This window comes from Pseudomonas sp. KD5 (genome assembly GCF_012932895.1).
GTDB lineage: Bacteria > Pseudomonadota > Gammaproteobacteria > Pseudomonadales > Pseudomonadaceae > Aquipseudomonas.
Window position 1 is genome coordinate 547684 of sequence record NZ_JDWJ01000003.1, and the last position, 17154, is coordinate 564837.

Here is a 17154-nt window from a genome sequence, read left to right on the forward strand (position 1 = left end):
ACACTCAAGTTACAGGGCGACATCATTACAATAAAAAATGTGCAACACAGGGTTGATGAATTTAAGCCTGTCGTTCAGAGAACGAAACGAGCCTGAACTGCTTGGAGTGGCTGGGCGGCTGAAACTGACTTTGTCCCACTTGAAATGCAAACGCTTCGATCAGGGACGTCTGTTCACTGTCATCGAGGCCGAGTTGGCCGGTGGTCTGGTCGATGAGTTCGAGTTGCCAGGCCATTAACGTGAAGCAATCCTTGAGTGCATCCAGGGCCTGATCGTGCAGGTCCATGTGATTCTGGGCGTGGCTCAGCAATCCATGAATGTGCAGCGAGAATTCCGAAACCGTTGCCAGTGCCAGGGCATCGGCCTTGCTCGCCAGCTTGAGAAGGGTGCTGAGCATGCAATCGATGGCGTCCTTGTCATTGCTGATCAACTGCAAATGACTCAGGCACTCCTCGGACTTGGCCAGGAGTGTTTCAGCCTCGACGAGAAACTCCGGAATTCGCTGGGCCCACTCTTTAGGGTTGTTCGCCATGCTTATCTCCACAACGTCATGTCAGATGAGGGAATGTCGTGTGTGTCGACGAGAACCTTACGTGTCCCGGCGCTGCCATGCCTTGGTGAGATCGCGCTCTGGCAGGCTTGGGCACCGACTGGGGAACTCGAAAGAGTGGATGGCCACTGACCTGCGATCGCACACAAAAGCCTGACTCCGTTCATGCAATGAGAATGGCGTCACATTAATGGCTATTGGATATTGCGAATATCAGGTTGGGCCTGATTGTGCCTAGGGGAATCCCTTACACAGGGGAACCTAACGTGCAAACCGAGGTCGCGCCGCAAGGGGTGAAGCAGATGAATTCACGGGGTCAGTAAAGCATGATGTTAATGTGACATCAATGCTTGGGCATGGCATTTTGTCCGGGGGTCAAGATTCGGCAAAAACTGCCGATAACTCTCTTTAGTGAATTCATCAGAACAAGCCCAGGAGTCATTAATGGCCGGCATTCTCGACACGGTAGACCAACGCACGCAACTGGTGGGTGAGAATCGCCTGGAAATTCTCATGTTCCGGCTGGCCGGACGGCAATTGTTCGCGATCAACGTCTTCAAGGTCCAGGAAGTGCTGCAGCTGCCGAAACTGACCCTGATGCCGCAGCGCCACCCCTTTGTTTGTGGCGTGGTCAACCTGCGTGGCCAGACGCTGCCGGTGATCGACCTGTCCCAGGCCATCGGCATGCGTCCGCTGGTGCCAAGCCCCACCAGTACGATCATCGTCACCGAGTACAACCGTTCGGTGCAGGCGTTCCTGGTCGGTGGCGTGGACCGCATCGTCAATATGAACTGGGAAGCCATTCTGCCGCCGCCGACCAGCGCCGGTCGCCAGCATTACCTGACCGCCATCAGCAAGGTCGACGATCAACTGGTGGAAATCATCGACGTCGAAAAAGTCCTGGCCGAAATCGTGCCGTACAACGCCAAGGTCTCTCGCGACAAACTCGACGATCCGGTTCTGGAGCGCGCCCGTGGCCGTGAAGTGCTGCTGGTGGATGACTCGAACGTGGCTCTGTCGCAATTGCGCGACACCTTGGGTCAGTTGGGCGTGAAAATGCACATCGCCAGTGATGGCTTGAAGGCGCTGAACATGCTCAAGGCCTGGGCTGATACCGGTGTGAACATGACCGACAAACTGTTGATGATCTTTACCGATGCGGAAATGCCGGAGATGGACGGCTATCGCCTGACCACCGAGATCCGCAACGACCCACGTTTGCGCGGCCTTTATGTGGTCCTGCACACCTCGTTGTCGGGTAGCTTCAATGACTCGATGGTCAAGAAGGTCGGCTGCGACAACTTCCTCTCCAAATTCCAGCCCGACAAACTCGTCGACGTGGTGCGTCAGCGCCTGATGCTCGACGAAGTGCCGGCCTGATAACGATCTGGAAAAGCGCGGCGGCAGGGTTTGGGGCTGCTGCGCAGCCCAACGGGGGCAAGCCCCCTCGCCACAGGGGCTTTGATTCGGCGATCAAGCTCGTATAGGGTGGCGTTTTTGCCCACCAGGGAGCTGTGGCCATGCATCTGAGCGCGCTTTATCGTTTTCCGTTGAAATCCGGCAAGGGCGAGACCTTGAATCAGGTCAGCCTGGACAAACTGGGGCTGGACGGCGATCGACGCTGGATGCTGGTGGACGAGGCCAGCGGGCGTTTTCTGACCCAGCGCGCGGAGGCGAAAATGAGTCAGCTGTCGGCGTTGTGGAACGCAAGCGGTGGCTTGACCCTCAGTGCCCAAGGCCATTCACCGATCGATATCGCCTTGCCCGCCAGCGATGCAGAGCTGCGTGGCGTGACCATCTGGCGCGACACCTTGCGCGTGCCCGATGCCGGTATTGCTGCGGCTGCCTGGGTCAGTGAGTTCATCGGCAAGCCGACGCGTCTGGTGCATGTGCCGCTCGATCGTGCGCGAACCACCCAGGCCGGCTACGGCAAGGACGACGATCAGGTGGCTTTTGCCGACGGTTTTCCGTTGTTGCTGATTGGCCAGGCGTCGCTGGAAGACTTGTCGCAACGGGTCGGGCGACCGCTGGAGATGCTGCGCTTTCGGCCCAATCTGGTGATCGAGGGCAGCGAGGCGTTCGCCGAAGATGGCTGGAAGCGCATCCGCATTGGCGATGTCGAGTTCCGCGTGGTCAAGTCCTGCTCACGTTGCATTCTGACCACCATCGACCCGCAGACCGGCGAACGTAGTGACGACCGCGAACCTCTGGCGACCTTGCAGCAATATCGGGCTCAAGAGGACGGCGCGATGTTCGGGCAGAACCTGGTCAATGACGGTAACGGTCGGCTCGAAGTCGGCATGCCGGTGACGATCCTCGAATAGCAGCCCTGATAAAAAATGCCCGTGTTCTTGGACACGGGCATTTTTTTTTTCGCTGTGAAACCCTAGGGGTTTAGCCGCGGTATTCGCACAGGTAAGCGGTGTCGACGGCCACTTTCAGCTGGAACTTGCTGTTGGCGGGCACGTTGAACTGGCTGCCGGCGGCGAAGGTTTGCCAGTCGCTGCTGTCAGGCAGTTTGACGGTCAGGGCGCCGGACACCACGTGCATGATTTCACGCTGGCTGGTGCCGAATTCGTATTCGCCCGGTGCCATGACGCCGATGGTCGCCGGACCTTCAGCGGTGCCAAAGGCGATCGACTTGACGGTGCCGTCGAAGTACTCGTTGACTTTAAACATGGGCGATTCCTCGAAAAGGGCTAAAAAGGGCCGGCCAGTATGCACAAGGTGTCGATAGGCGTCACCTCCTGCACTCAAGGATTGGTGGGGAAAATCAGTGGTAACAGGCGCGCGGTATTGCGCGCATCCTCCAGCGCCCGATGCTGCTGACCGTTGAACTGCAGGCCCGCCAGTTGCAGGGCGCCGTTAAGCCCCAGCGGGCGCTCCAGTCGACAGGCCTTGGCGAAACGTTGCTTGAGATTCATGTGCGGCACCCGGTTCAGGGCGCTGTCGAGTTGCAGCCGCTGCCATTCCTGAAGCAGCTGTTTGCGGTCGTAGTCACCCCAACTGGCCCAGCCTTCCAGATTCGAGAGATGTTGGTCGAGCCAGTGTTCGAACGAAACCCAGACGTCGCTCAGGGGCTGGGCAGCATCGACATTGGCCTGGGTGATGTGGGTCAATTCGCGGCAAAACGGGGTCAACAGGGGCCGACGCAACGGGCGCACGAAGCACTGGAAGTGATCCAGTTCCCGGCCTTTGCGGTCCACGAGGGTGGCGCCGATTTCGATGATTTCCATTTCTGTTACTGGCCAGCCGCCCTCATCGGTGGTGGCTTCCAGATCAATGACCAGCCAGTGAGGCATTGCAGGTTTCCTGGTATCCGCATCCTGATAGGGCTTGAGCGTAGCCAAACCCGGCGGATCCGCCTAGCGGCTTATTCGACCTCCAACAAAATCTGACGATTTTTTACCTGGTCACCGACCCTGACCTGCAAGCGCTTGAGCACGCCGTCGATACCCGATTTGAGTGGATGCTCCATTTTCATCGCTTCAAGCACCACCAGCAGCTGCCCTTTGCTGACCGGGCTGCCCTCACTGACCAATACGTCGACGATCGCCCCGTCCATCGGTGCCTTGAGCGTGCCGGAGCTGACACTGGCCTGGCCGCTGACCAGCGCCCGGGTCCGATCGACCAGCCGCAGGCTGCCGGGGCGCGTGAACAACCAGAGTTGCCCGGCTTCGAGGCGGTAGGCATGGCGTTGGCGGATGCCGTCGATTTGCAGGGTGGCCCAGCGTCCGTCGCACTGGATGACCTTCAGTTCGAGGGTCCGGGCACCGATCTGAACACGGTAGGGTTCGCCAGGTTCAGCGTGCAGTTCGACCGGCCATTCCTGATCCTCCAGGCCGATCCGATAGTGCAGAGGCACGCTGGCATTGTTGCGCCAACCGGCCAGCGGGGCGGGGTGAGCCTGCGCAGATGCTTGATAATAAAGCACCGCGGCGATGGCCAACTCGTCGGCGCTCGGCGCATGAGGGTGCAGGCAGGGATGGTCGGCGAAGTTCGTGGGGATGAACCCGGTGCTGAATTCGCCACTGATGAACTGTGGGTGTTCCAGCAGATTGGCGAGTAAGCGCTGATTGCTCTGCACGCCCAGCAGCACACTGTCCTGTACCGCCCGCAGCAACTTGCGCCGGGCTTCTTCACGGGTGGCACCGTGGGCGATGAGCTTGCCCAGCAGCGGGTCATAGAAGGGGCTGACAGACTGGCCTTCGATCAGGCTATGGTCGATCCGTACGCTGCCCTGGATCGCTGGCTCCCAAGCCTCGACTCGCCCGGTTTGCGGCAGAAATCCCTGGGCCGGATCTTCGGCATAGAGGCGCACTTCCATGGCATGCCCGTTGAGCCGCACCTGTTCCTGTCGTAGCGGCAGCGGTTGCCCTTCGGCAATGTGCAACTGCCAGGCCACCAGATCGAGGCCGGTGATCAGTTCAGTCACCGGGTGTTCCACTTGCAACCGGGTGTTCATCTCCAGAAAGTAAAACCGGCCGTGAGCATCCAGCAGGAATTCCACGGTACCCGCCCCCACGTAATTCACCGTGCGACCCGCCTTGAGTGCCGCCTCGCCCATGGCCTGGCGCAACTCGGTGGTCATCGCCGGGCAGGGCGCTTCTTCGATGATTTTCTGGTGGCGACGCTGGATCGAACAGTCGCGTTCGCCGAGATAAATCAGGTTGCCGTGCTGGTCGCCGAACACCTGAACTTCAACGTGACGCGGATCGATCAAGGCTTGTTCGAGGATCAATTCGTCGCTACCAAACCCGTGCAGCGCTTCGGAGCGTGCGCTGCGGAGCTGTTCCAGCAATTCGGCGGCGCTATGCACCAGGCGCATGCCGCGACCGCCACCACCGGCACTGGCCTTGATCATCAGCGGGTAGCCGATGCGTTCGGCTTCGCGGCGCAGGGTAGCGTCGTCCTGTTCGCTGCCCTGATAGCCTTTGATGCAAGGCACGCCGGCTTTGATCATGGCGAGTTTCGACAGCCGTTTACTGCCCATCAGCTCGATGGCTTCGGGGCTGGGGCCGATGAAGATGATGCCGGCCTGTTGGCAGGCGAGGGCGAAACCCGGGTTTTCCGAGAGGAAGCCGTAACCGGGATGGATTGCATCGGCACCGGTGCGCCGGGCAGCATCGATGATGGCCGGGATGTTCAGATAAGACTGCTGCACCGGTGCCGGGCCGATGTTCACGGCTTCGTCGGCCATCTGCACATGCAGCGCATTGGCGTCGGCGTCGCTGAATACGGCGACGGTGCGGTAGCCCAGGTTTTGCGCGGTGCGTTGGACGCGGCAGGCGATTTCACCGCGGTTGGCGATCAGGATTTTTTTGAGGGCGGGCATCGGTTATTCCCTTGGTTTTTTGCGGTGAATGTAAGGGCTTGCTCGCGAAGCTCTTTAAACGGCCCACCCCGGTTTACGCTTCTGCACAAAAGCCAGCGTCCCCTCGATCCCTTCAGCCCCGGTCACTGCTTCGCTGAACCACTCAGCTGCCTGATCCAGCAGGTCATCCGAGGGTTGTCCGGCACTCGCCAGCAACAGCTTTTTGGTTGCTGCATTCGCCCCCGGTGCGCAACACAACACATGGGCCAGCACCTCATCGAGGCGTTCGGCCAAGGCTTGTGGGTCATGTTCGACAAAATGCACCAGCCCCATGCGCCGCGCTTGGGTGCCATCGAAGCGTGCGGCGGTCAGGGCCAGTCGGCGGGCCTGGGTCAGGCCGATGCGTTGCACCACGTAAGGCGCGATCTGCGCCGGCAACAGGCCGAGGCTGGTTTCCGGCAGGCCGAATTGCGCCTGATGATCGGCCATCGCGATGTCGCTGACACAAACCAGGCCGAAGCCACCGCCAAGCACCGCACCTTGCAGCACCGTAATCACCACTTGCGGCGCGTGTTGCACCTCTTGCAGTAGCGCACCGAACGCACGGTTCAGATCGCGGTAGGCGGGCTGGCCTTGAGCGCGGGCGTTGGCCATGTCCTTGATGTCGGCACCGGCACAAAAATGCCCGCCGGCACCGCCGATCACCAGCGCACGAATCTGCCGATCATCGCGAACCGCCGCCAGCACCGCACGCAGTTCGGCGACCATCTGCAAGCTCATGGCATTACGGCTTTCGGGACGATTGAGGGTGATGTGCAGCACGCAGTCATGCAGGTCGAGCAGCAGGGTTTGACAGGTGGGGAGGGTGCTCATTTGTTTTTCCCCGGCAGGATGCCCATGAGTTTGCAGATGATCCCCAGCATGATTTCGTCGGCACCGCCGCCAATCGATACCAGCCGCACATCGCGGTAAGCCCGGGCCACTGGGTTGTCCCACATGAAGCCCATGCCGCCCCAGTATTGCAGGCAACTGTCGCTGACTTCCCGGCCCAGTCGCCCGGCCTTGAGTTTGGCCATCGATGCCAGACGGGTGACATCCTGGCCTTTGATGTATTGCTCGGTGGCCTGATAGACCAGCGCCCGCAGGCATTCGATTTCGGTTTGCAGTTCGGCCAGGCGAAAGTGGATGACCTGGTTGTCGATCAGCGCGTTGCCGAAGGTTTTACGCTCCTTGCAGTACTCGATGGTGCTGTCGACGCAGTACTCCAGGCCTTTGATCATGTTCGCCGCGCCGAACAGCCGTTCTTCCTGGAACTGCAGCATCTGCATCATGAACCCTGCGCCTTCGTGGCCGATGCGGTTGCGCTGCGGCACGCGCACGTTGTCGAAAAACACCTGGGCGGTTTCCGAGCTGCGCATGCCGAGCTTGTCCAGGTGCGAGCTGAGGCTGATGCCGGGGCTGTTCATCGGCACCATGATCAGCGACTTGTTGATGTGCGGTTTGTCGTCCGAGGTGTTGGCCAGCAGGCAAATGAAGTCGGCGCTCGGTGAGTTGGTGATCCACATCTTGCTGCCATTGATCACGTAGTCGTCGCCGTCCTTGCGGGCGGTGGTTTTCAGCCCGGCGACGTCGGAGCCCGCGCCGACTTCGGAAACACCGATGCAGCCGACCTGCTCGCCGGTGATCGCCGGTCGCAGGAACTCTTCGCGCAGTTCATCGGAGCCGAAACGCGCCAGGGCCGGGGTGCACATGTCGGTCTGCACGCCGATGGACATCGGAATGCCGCCGCAATGAATGGTGCCGAACTCTTCGGCCGCCACAATCGAATAGCTGTAGTCGAGGCCCATGCCGCCGAATTTTTCCGGTTTGGAAATTCCCAGCAGACCGAGCTCACCGGCCTTGCGGAAGATCTCATGGATCGGAAAGCGCCCGGCCTTTTCCCATTCCTCGACATGAGGATTGATCTCGTGATCGACGAATTGGCGGACGGTGCGGCGCAGTGCTTCGTGTTCCTGGGTGAAGATCATTTTTATTGTTCTCCTGTCGAACCCGATCGTTCCCATGCGCAGCAAAGGAACGCCTCTATGGACGCTCCGCGTCCGCTTTTGGGACGCGGAGCGTCCCGGGCTGCATTCCCACGCAGAGCGTGGGAACGATCAATCAAAAACGTGCGACACCAAAGCTGTTGGGTTGCAGCGTCCGAACCTCGGCCTCATGGCAGATGTCCAGCAAGTATCCAAGCAACGTGCGGGTATCCCGTGGATCGATCAGCCCGTCATCCCACAGGTTGGCGCTGCCATACAGCGCGGTGGACTGGCTGTCGAGTTTCTGCGCGGTGACGTGTTCCAGCATGTCGAGCATTTTCGGGTCGGGCACCAATCCGTCCTTGAGTTGTTTGGCTTCGGTGACGATCCGCAGCACTTTGCCGGCCTGGGCACCGCCCATCACCGCGGTACGGCTGTTGGGCCAGGCGAAGATGAAGCGCGGGTCGAGACCGCGGCCGCACATCGCGTAATTGCCGGCACCGTAGGAACCGCCGACGACGATTGTCAGTTTAGGCACCCGGGCATTGGCCACCGCTTGAATCATTTTCGCGCCGTGCTTGATCACGCCTTGCTGTTCCGACTCGGTGCCGACCATGAAGCCGGTGGTGTTATGGAAAAACAGCAGCGGCGTCTGGCTCTGGTCGCAGAGTTGAATGAACTGCGCGGCCTTGCTCGCGCCTTTGGGGGTGATCGGGCCGTTGTTGCCGATGAAACCGCAGGCTCGACCCTGGATCTGCAAATGCCCGCACACCGTCTGCTGATCGAACTCGCTTTTGAATTCGAGGAAGTTCGAAGCGTCGGCAACCCGCGCGATGATTTCACGCACGTCGTAAGGTTTTTTCGGGTCATCCGGGATCAGCCCCAGCAGTTCGTCGATGGGGTAGCGCGGCTCTTCCCACCGACGTTCCGGTAACCACGGCAACTGATCGTTCCACGGCAACAGACTGACAATCTCGCGCACCTGGCGCACGCCATCGGCATCGTTCTCGGCCAGGTATTCGGCGGTGCCGGCGGTTTGCGCATGCATCTCGGCACCGCCCAGTTCTTCGTCGGTGGCGACTTCACCGGTGGCGGCCTTGAGCAGTGGGGGGCCGGCGAGAAACAGCTTGGCCTTGCCGCGCACCACCACCACGTAATCCGACAACCCCGGCTGATAAGCGCCGCCTGCCGTGGCCGAGCCGTGGACCACGGTGATCTGCGGCAAGCCCATCGCCGACATCCGCGCCTGATTGGCAAAGCTGCGCGCGCCTTCGACGAAAATCTCCGCCGCATAATTGAGGTTGGCGCCACCGCTCTCGGCGAGGGTGATCACCGGCAGTTTGTTTTCTATGGCGATCTGTTGCAGGCGCAGGGACTTTTTCAGGCCGCTGGGGGAAATGGTCCCGCCCTTGATTGCGCTGTTGTTCGCCACCACCAGCACCCGCACGCCGGACACGTAACCGATCCCGGCGATCAAACCGCCGCCGGCCGCGCTGCCGTCCTTGTCGTCATGCAGCTTGTAGCCGGCCAGGCTCGCCAGTTCGAGGAACGGCGCGCCGGGATCAAGCAGCAGGTTCAGCCGCTCCCGGGGCAGCAGTTGCCCGCGCTTGTCGAACCTCGGTTTGGCTTCAGCGGCTTTATTCAACAGGTTCTGTTCGAGCTGGCGGACCTGCTCGATGCCGGCCAGCATGGCCGCACGGTTGCGGGCGAATGGTTCGCTGAACGGGTCTATCTGGGACTGGATGACCGGCATGGTTATTCCTTGTCCTTCGGTTCGTCTGGTTTGGAGGGGGCCGGCCTGAGTACTTCAGGTAAATAGGCGCGGTGAAAGCCGTTGTACGAGTGACTGTTCTGCGCCTTGTGCATTGGCCAGGCCCGCCCGCCGAGGCTGGCGGCACCGTCGATGCGCAACGTGCTGCCGCTGACAAACGCCGCGGCCGGGCTGAGCAGGAACACAATCGCCGCGCTGATTTCCGATTCGGTGCCGATGCGCTTGAGCGGCACGTGTTCGCACAGCGTCGGAATCACCGCCCGGAACGCGCCTTCGTAGGTGTCCATGCCGCTGGACGCGACCCAGCCCGGCGCGACGGCGTTGACCCGCACGCCGGCGTAGCCCCATTCGAACGCGGCGGTCTTGGTGAAGTTGTCCATGCCCGAGCGCGCTGCGCCCGAATGGCCCATGCCGGGCATGCCGCCCCACATGTCGGCGAGCATATTGACGATGGCGCCGCCGTGCTTGCTCATGGACTGATTGAACACCTCGCGAGCCATCAGAAAACCGCCCACCAGGTTGGTGCGCAGGATGGTTTCGAAACCTTTCTGATTGATCGACGCCAGTGGCGACGGGTACTGCCCGCCAGCATTGTTGACCAATCCATGAATCGGCCCGTGTTCGCGGATCAGCTCGCTGACCAGCTGCGTGACAGCGTCTTCGTTGCGGATATCGCAGACCTGCCAACTGGCTTTTCCGCCGTCTTCGGTGATTTCGGCGCTGACCTTTTTCAATTTCTCGGCATTGCGCCCCACCAGCAGCACTTGCGCGCCGAGGGCCGCGAGCTCATGGGCGGTGCAACGACCGATGCCGCTGCCGCCACCGGTGACGATGATGGTTTGGCCGGCGAACAGGTCGGGTTTGAAAATCGAGTCGTAAGCCATGGCGACAGTCCTCTAGTTGAACTGATCGGCGATGCGCTGGGGCACCGGAATCTGGATTTCCAACAGTTGTTGGGCGAACGCCTTGCCTTGCGGATCGATCCGCAGGCTGGCCACGCCACCGCCGCCGAGTGCGTTTTCCAGAAGAAAATTAAAGCTCTGAGTGCCGGGTAAATACCAGCGTTCGACGCGTCCGTGGATCGGGTCGAGGACATGGCTCATCCAGTCGACCATCACCTCGGGTGTCAATGCTTCGGCGATCCACGGCAGGTAGTCGGGGTGGCGGGCCATGACGCCGATGTTGCTGTGGTTACCCTTGTCGCCGGAGCGCGCCACGGCAAGTTTGATCAAGGCCACGCTAGCGTCGGCACGCTCTGTGGTTTTGGGTGGGTCGAACGGCAGCGGCAAGTCAGCCGGATCGAGCGCATCGAGGGCGGGCAGGGCACACGGATGGCGCTCACCGGCAAGGTCGATTTCCAAGGCGCAGGCGGTTTTGTCGATCAGGAACGAAAACAGCCGGATCAACGGATACACCGTCGGCCGCCCGCCGACGATTCCCGTCAGCCCAGGCGCCATACCGGTGGCAGCCTGAGCTATTTCCCGGGAGAACAGAATCAAGGCCTGTTTGCTCGGATGGCGCACGGCGAGTTTGATCACCACTTCGCGGCTGTCCTGGCGCTGGCCGTGGGGGCCGTAAGTGGCCTCGCTGCCCAGCAGTTCGATGTTCACTTCGCTGTAGGGCGCCCAGCCGCGCTGGCTAAACATTTGCGAGGTCTTGTTGATGATCGCCTGGCTGACCCGTCGGGCCTTGGCCACGGCATCGATCCCGGCGATCAGGCAACTGGCGGTGCAGCGGAAACCGTCCGGGTACGTTGCGCTGACCTTGTACTGAGCGGTCGGCGGCAAGCCTTTTGCGCCATGCACCTGAACCGCGTTTTTGCCTTGTTGCACGAGTTTGACCTGGCTGAAATCGCACACTACATCGGGCAGCAAATAGGCCTGTGGGTCGCCGATCTCATAGAGCATCTGCTCGCCAACCGTCAGGGGTGTGACCAGGCCGCCGGAGCCGTCGGGTTTGCTGACGATGAACTGGCTGTCGGCACCGACTTCGACGATCGGAAAACCGATGTGTTCGTAATCGGGCACGTCATGCCAATCGGTGAAATTGCCACCGGTGCACTGGGCGCCGCATTCGATCAGATGCCCGGCCAATGCGGCTTGGGCGAGTTTGTCGTAGTCGTGCCACGACCAGCCGAACTCATGCACCAGCGCGGCGCTGACCACGGCGCTGTCGACCACGCGCCCGGTGATCACAATGTCGGCGCCCAGGCGCAGGGCTTCGACGATGCCCGGTGCGCCGAGGTAGGCGTTGGTCGATACGCACATCGGCGGCAGGGGCGCGCCACTGAACATCTCATGGATGCCCAGACTGCTCAGGCGTTTGAACTGCGGTTGCAGGTCGTCACCCGACAGCACGGCGATTTTCAGCGCCACCCCGGCCTTGTCGCAGGCCGCTTGCAGGGCAGCAGCGCAGGCCTGTGGATTAACCCCGCCGGCGTTGCTGATCACCCGGATCTGTTGTTTCGCGAGCTGCTCGAGGAGGGGGCTGAGGACTTCGATGAAGTCGCTGGCGTAGCCGGTGGCGGGATCTTTCATCCGCGCCCCGGCCATGATCGACATTGTTATTTCGGCCAGATAATCGAACACCAGATAGTCCAGTCGCCCGCCCTCCACCAACTGTGCGGCGGCGGTCGAGGTGTCGCCCCAGAATGCACTGGCACAACCGATGCGAATTGTTTTAGGCACAGTCAACTCCATAGCCATCTGCGACAGAAGCGCTTCGAGACTACCAAGCAAGCGCTTGGTTTGTAAGCGCCTTGATTATCTTCTTCCCGAGCGCTTGCTTGGTCGCCCCTGCCAGCTTAAATTGCCCGCGCAACCCTGCTGTTTTAATGGGCAGCGGCGCATTTGATTGATCGACTGTAGGAGAGAACGGGTGGACGAGCAAAAAGCCCTGAGGGTGATGCGCGAGTTGGTCGACAGCGGCCAATTGACCGACCCCGACAGCGCCCGCGGCAAACTGCTGCAAGTGGCCGCTCACCTGTTTCGCAACAAAGGTTATGAACGCACCACCGTGCGTGACCTGGCCAGTGCGGTGGGCATTCAGTCAGGCAGCATTTTTCATCACTTCAAAAGCAAGGACGAGATCCTGCGGGCAGTGATGGAGGAGACCATTCGCTACAACACCGCGTTGATGCGTGCAGCGCTGGCCGAGGCCGGCAATGTGCGCGAGCGGGTGCTGGCGCTGATTCGCTGTGAATTGCAGTCGATCATGGGCGGCAGTGGCGAGGCCATGGCGGTGCTGGTATATGAGTGGCGTTCGCTGTCTGAGGAAGGCCAGGCGCAGGTTCTGGCGCTGCGCGATATTTATGAAGCCATCTGGCTGCAGGTGCTGGGAGAAGCCAAGGACGCCGGTTTTATCCGTGGCGATGTGTTCATCACCCGCCGTTTCCTGACGGGCGCGCTATCCTGGACCACCACCTGGTTTCGCGCCGATGGCAGCATGAGCCTCGATCAATTGGCCGATGAAGCGCTGATTCTGGTGCTTGAAGAACGGTAAGAGCCGTCTATCTCGGCAAGAAACTGGCTAAGTTGACGAAACCGCCTAGTTTGTATGCATTGGTGAGTATTTTTTTGGGGAGTGTGCTGTTTTGATGTCTTCATCAATTCGAATGGCGTCGCGGCTTTTGCTGGCGGCGCTTGCGGTGTGCTGGGTGTTGCCATCTCAGGCCGCACAACAGGTGCGGGTCGGGGCCGCCCATTTTCCACCCTATACCGTGCGCCCGGAGTCCGGTGCCGACACCGGTCTGCTGCCGCAACTGGTGGAAGCGCTGAATCAGCTGCAAACCGATTATCAGTTTGTGCTGGTGCCCACCTCGATTCCCAGGCGTTTCAATGACTTCAAGGAAGGCCGGGTCGATATGGCCATTTTCGAGAACCCGGAGTGGGGCTGGAAGGACATTCCGCATACCGACGTCGACATGGGCCTGGAAGACGCAGAAATCTTTGTCGCGCAGAAGCAACCCGGTCGCGATGAGAACTACTTCAAGGATCTGGCGAGCAAGCGCCTGGCGCTGTACAGCGGCTATCACTACGAGTTTGCCAATTTCAACGCCGATCCCAAGTACCTGGCCGACACCTACAACGCCACGCTGACCTATTCCCACGACAGCAACCTGCTGATGGTGCTGCGCGGGCGAGCGGACATAGCCCTGGTGACACGCTCTTATCTGAGCGATTACCTGCTGCGCAACGAAAAAGTCGGTGAGCAGTTGCTGGTGTCGCAACGCATCGATCAGGTCTATCACCATTACGCGCTGATTCGTCCAGAGGCGCCGATTACGGGTGAAGCATTCGGCAAGTTGCTGCAAGGCCTGCGAAACAACGGCCAGATGCTGAAGATTTTCGATCCCTACAAAATTGCCCTGGTGCCGGTGGGCAAGCACTGACAGATAGAGTTTCCAGGGGCAGGGGGGGCGGACGACCATTCATCTGGTATTTATGTTCTGCTGTTCGAATGGTCGAATTGACAGTAGACGCTTCGCCTAACGTGGTCTTAGCTCCTTTCCTGTGTCCGACCCCATGGAGGGGTTGGCGCTCATTCAGAAAGGATTTCTGTCATGACAACCCCCTCGTTGGTTTCTCTCTCCTGTGTGCCCGCTCCTGTGGTGCCACAAGCCGTCAACGATGTACTCATTCTGAAAAAACCTGATGATTCGGCCGGTGTCACGGTCGAGGTGGCGCGTTGGCCATTCATGGTGGTTAATCAAAAGACAACGCTGCATGTCTGCGGTCAACAAGCCGACGGCTCGCCAGTGATGCTGCGAGTGGCGGACGCCGAGCCCGTTACGCAACAAGAGTTCCAGGAGGGCTGGCGTCGCAATATTGCCTGGGCGTCTTTACAGAATCTGAAAGACGGGAGCCATCTCGCGTTTGTTTTTCAGGCGGCGCTGGATGGAGGCAGTTGTGCTGGCCCGGTGCTGTTCCCGACATTGTGTCTTGAGGTTCAGGCGCCTTTTGACGATACAACGACCTTCTCGGCAACAGACGGTACCAATAACTGGAATGGTTGGATGAGGGGCGACGCTGCGACTGATCCACGGGATCTCACCATCACCAAAGATGGAGATATCTACGTATTATTCGACAACACCTACACCAACAACTCTGCCGGGACAGTGTTGAAAAAGACCTTTCAGGGGCTGGAGATGGGTCGATCCTATGAGTTCGGGCTGACCGTGCGCAGGTGGAACAACAGCTATTCGGTTCCGGTGCTGTCACTCAACAGCGGAGCGCAAGTCATTGCCCCCGCGACGGAAATTTCGTCAATGGCCTGGGCTCCGCTCAAAGGCACGTTTACCGCGAGTGCATCACAGATGGAGTTGCAGATCGTTAACCATGTCGCCACCGGAAACGGCAACGACTATGCCTTCCGCGAAATCTGGGTCAGGTCGATCTAGCACCTGCGTAACGTCAATGGCCTGGAACTGATCCGGGCTGTGCATGCCACCGCGAATGCTGATTAAGGTTCGCGGTGTTTTTCGTTAAATTTCCATGCCCGGCTCACGTCACCTCAGTTAACTGTCGACGATTACCGTGAGCCCGATCCATGTCCAATCTGAATGACCTGACCGCCCTGGCCTTGCCGTCAGGCAACCGTCTTGTAGCCGATGAAACCACAAGTCGCCTGAGCCTCAGCCTGGAAGGGCAACCGCTGATCGAACTGCGGCTGACCCGCGAGCCTGAGCTGAATCTGCGGCTGGAGGAGCGCTTTGGCCGTCCTGACGGTCAAGCATTCTGGGCGGCCTGTTATTGGCTGTTTGCCCGTGATGCGCAGTGTCAGCGTCTGATCTGGCACCTCGATCAAGTGCCCACCGAAGCCTTGCTCAGCGGATTGCTGATCGCCACCGACGTCAACGGTCAGTATCGCTGTGAACGCACGCTGTTCTGGCAATTGCCTCAGCCTTGGCTGGGTGAGTCGTTGACTGGCAGTTATCCACAGCAGATGGTCATCAGTGACGGCAAGCGCCATCCCCTGCGTGCGGTGAAACCCCGTGGTGAGGTCTATCGGCGCTTTGATGCGCGGCTCGGTGCATGGGTTTCCCTGCGTACACTAGAAATCGAGCAGGATCTGGCGCGTTTCAACCGCTGGCAGAACAGCCCGCGGGTCGCGAGTTTCTGGCAGGAGGAGGGCAGTCTCGAGCAGCATCGGGAATACCTGAGCAAGCTCGAAGCCGACCCGCACACCTTGACCCTGATCGGTTGCTTCGATGATCAGCCGTTTGCCTACTTTGAAGCCTACTGGGCCAAGGAAGATCGCATTGCGCCGTTCTATGATGTCGCCGATTACGACCGTGGCATTCACATGCTGGTGGGTGAGGAAAATCACCGTGGCCCGCACAAAGTGGCGAGTTGGTTATCGGCGCTGGTGCACTACCTGTTTCTCGATGATCCGCGCACTCAAAGGGTGGTCGCCGAACCTCGCGCCGACAACGCGAAGATGATCGGGCATCTGCATAATCAGTGTTTTCACTGCGAGAAAGAGTTCGACTTCCCGCACAAGCGCGCGGCGCTGATGATGCTGGGGCGTGAGCGGTTTTTTGATCGGTGTTCGTTGGCTTGAGTCAGTCTTCGCGGGCAAGTCGGATCGCCGCACCGCTCGCTCCTACAATGACAGGCAATATTCCCTGTGGAGCGAGGCTTGCCCGCGAAGCTTTTAGCGACGTGCGAAGGTATCGGCACGATTGCCCGACACTTTGCGGCAATGCACCAGCGCATCACGAATCATGAAGTTCACCAGGGTCGGCGAGACGCCCAGTTCCTTGGCGATGTCTTTTTGCGGCACGCCGTGCAGGCGGTACATCTCGAAGGCGTAACGGGTGCGGCTGGGCAGCTCCGTCAGTGCATCGGCAATGTTTTCCAGGGTCGAGAAATTCATATGCGAGGTTTCCGGCGAAGCGCCCTGGATCACCACGTTCAGACCTTCCTCTTCCGGGCCCGAATACTTCTGCTCCAGCGCCTGCTTGCGGTAGTGATCGATCGCCAGGTTGCGCACGATCTGGAACAGGTAACTGAGCTGTGCCTTGATGGACGAGGTGATCTGCGGTGCCGATTGCAACCGGAAGAACGCATCCTGCACCACGTCTTCGGCGCGGGATCGGCAGCCGGTAATACGGGCGGCAATCTTGACCAGAATCATTCGGTTGTCGACGAAGGCCTGAAGTAGCGGTGAATCGCACCTGCTTGTGGATACTTGTTCCGTCATTGGAAATCACCTTGCTGCAAATAGGGTTGTGGGACGACAAGGGGGTCGGAGCCGTCCTACATATCGAGCGACAAATTATGTTGAATGATAATGATTGTCAATTGAGAAATAGAATTAATGCTTCATGAAGGTGCGCAGTGAGAACGGCAACACGCTGACTCACCCACCGGCCACAAGCCTGCCGGCGCTCAAGCCCGGCGACTAATTATTCCAAGACCTCATCCGTTCTCATTGGTGAATGGCTGCGGGCGCAAACCCCGGCCAAAACAGCATTCCCAAGCCTTGCGCG

16 protein-coding genes are annotated in these 17154 nt (G+C 59.9%); 6 read left to right on the forward strand and 10 right to left on the reverse strand.

Features of this window, described 5'->3' with window-relative positions; genetic code table 11:
• Positions 1–61: 61 nt before the first annotated feature.
• Positions 62–532, reverse strand: a complete 471-nt coding sequence (locus AF70_RS09555) for a hypothetical protein (RefSeq protein WP_019582507.1) — start codon at positions 530–532, stop codon at positions 62–64.
• Positions 533–994: 462 nt separating this feature from the next.
• Here AF70_RS09555 and AF70_RS09560 point away from each other — a divergent pair, with 462 nt between their 5' ends.
• Together AF70_RS09560 and AF70_RS09565 are read left to right on the forward strand one after the other, a co-directional pair.
• Positions 995–1930, forward strand: coding sequence for a chemotaxis protein CheV (locus AF70_RS09560; protein WP_018929995.1), 936 nt, complete (start codon positions 995–997; stop codon positions 1928–1930).
• A 140-nt stretch (positions 1931–2070) separates the two neighbouring features.
• Positions 2071–2874 carry an MOSC domain-containing protein gene (locus AF70_RS09565; RefSeq protein WP_019582506.1) on the forward strand — a complete coding sequence of 268 codons (804 nt, stop codon included), beginning with the start codon at positions 2071–2073 and terminating at the stop codon, positions 2872–2874.
• Positions 2875–2944: 70 nt separating this feature from the next.
• On the opposite strand, the gene AF70_RS09570 is transcribed toward AF70_RS09565, so the two are convergent.
• The 8 genes from AF70_RS09570 to AF70_RS09605 all read right to left on the reverse strand — a co-directional run bounded on the left by AF70_RS09570 (position 2945) and on the right by AF70_RS09605 (position 12346).
• Positions 2945–3229, reverse strand: coding sequence for a pyrimidine/purine nucleoside phosphorylase (locus AF70_RS09570; RefSeq protein WP_018929993.1), 285 nt, complete (start codon positions 3227–3229; stop codon positions 2945–2947).
• 74 nt (positions 3230–3303) lie between these two features.
• Complete coding sequence (locus tag AF70_RS09575) at positions 3304–3852, reverse strand: exonuclease domain-containing protein (RefSeq protein WP_019582505.1); 549 nt, start codon at positions 3850–3852, stop codon at positions 3304–3306.
• 71 nt (positions 3853–3923) lie between these two features.
• Complete coding sequence (locus tag AF70_RS09580) at positions 3924–5885, reverse strand: acetyl/propionyl/methylcrotonyl-CoA carboxylase subunit alpha (RefSeq protein WP_028939026.1); 1962 nt, start codon at positions 5883–5885, stop codon at positions 3924–3926.
• Between the two features lie 54 nt (positions 5886–5939).
• On the reverse strand, positions 5940–6737 hold the full coding sequence (locus AF70_RS09585; RefSeq protein WP_028939027.1) for an enoyl-CoA hydratase/isomerase family protein: 798 nt from the start codon (positions 6735–6737) through the stop codon (positions 5940–5942).
• Positions 6734–7891, reverse strand: coding sequence for a citronellyl-CoA dehydrogenase (atuD, locus tag AF70_RS09590; protein WP_007940059.1), 1158 nt, complete (start codon positions 7889–7891; stop codon positions 6734–6736). The genes AF70_RS09585 and atuD overlap by 4 nt, the downstream gene beginning before the upstream one ends.
• Before the next feature lie 133 nt (positions 7892–8024).
• The gene (atuC, locus tag AF70_RS09595; RefSeq protein ID WP_028939028.1) at positions 8025–9641 is read right to left on the reverse strand and encodes a geranyl-CoA carboxylase subunit beta; all 1617 of its coding nucleotides are present in this window, start codon (positions 9639–9641) and stop codon (positions 8025–8027) included.
• Between the two features lie 2 nt (positions 9642–9643).
• Positions 9644–10543, reverse strand: coding sequence for an SDR family oxidoreductase (locus tag AF70_RS09600; protein WP_019582501.1), 900 nt, complete (start codon positions 10541–10543; stop codon positions 9644–9646).
• 12 nt (positions 10544–10555) lie between these two features.
• A complete protein-coding gene (locus AF70_RS09605) occupies positions 10556–12346 on the reverse strand; it encodes an acyclic terpene utilization AtuA family protein (RefSeq protein ID WP_019582500.1) in 1791 nt (596 codons plus the stop codon).
• Between the two features lie 190 nt (positions 12347–12536).
• Between AF70_RS09605 and AF70_RS09610 the strand changes: the two genes are divergently transcribed.
• The 4 genes from AF70_RS09610 to AF70_RS09625 all read left to right on the forward strand — a co-directional run bounded on the left by AF70_RS09610 (position 12537) and on the right by AF70_RS09625 (position 16223).
• Entirely contained in the window at positions 12537–13160 is a 624-nt protein-coding gene (locus AF70_RS09610; protein WP_028939029.1) for a TetR/AcrR family transcriptional regulator, read from the forward strand.
• Positions 13161–13254: 94 nt separating this feature from the next.
• On the forward strand, positions 13255–14049 hold the full coding sequence (locus AF70_RS09615) for an ABC transporter substrate-binding protein (protein ID WP_026331946.1): 795 nt from the start codon (positions 13255–13257) through the stop codon (positions 14047–14049).
• Positions 14050–14220: 171 nt separating this feature from the next.
• Positions 14221–15060: a hypothetical protein gene (locus tag AF70_RS09620; RefSeq protein ID WP_028939030.1), complete on the forward strand. Its 840-nt coding sequence runs from the start codon at positions 14221–14223 to the stop codon at positions 15058–15060.
• 149 nt (positions 15061–15209) lie between these two features.
• The gene (locus tag AF70_RS09625; RefSeq protein ID WP_028939031.1) at positions 15210–16223 is read left to right on the forward strand and encodes a GNAT family N-acetyltransferase; all 1014 of its coding nucleotides are present in this window, start codon (positions 15210–15212) and stop codon (positions 16221–16223) included.
• A 93-nt stretch (positions 16224–16316) separates the two neighbouring features.
• On the opposite strand, the gene AF70_RS09630 is transcribed toward AF70_RS09625, so the two are convergent.
• Positions 16317–16865, reverse strand: coding sequence for an RNA polymerase factor sigma-70 (locus tag AF70_RS09630; RefSeq protein ID WP_026286708.1), 549 nt, complete (start codon positions 16863–16865; stop codon positions 16317–16319).
• Positions 16866–17154 lie beyond the last annotated feature (289 nt).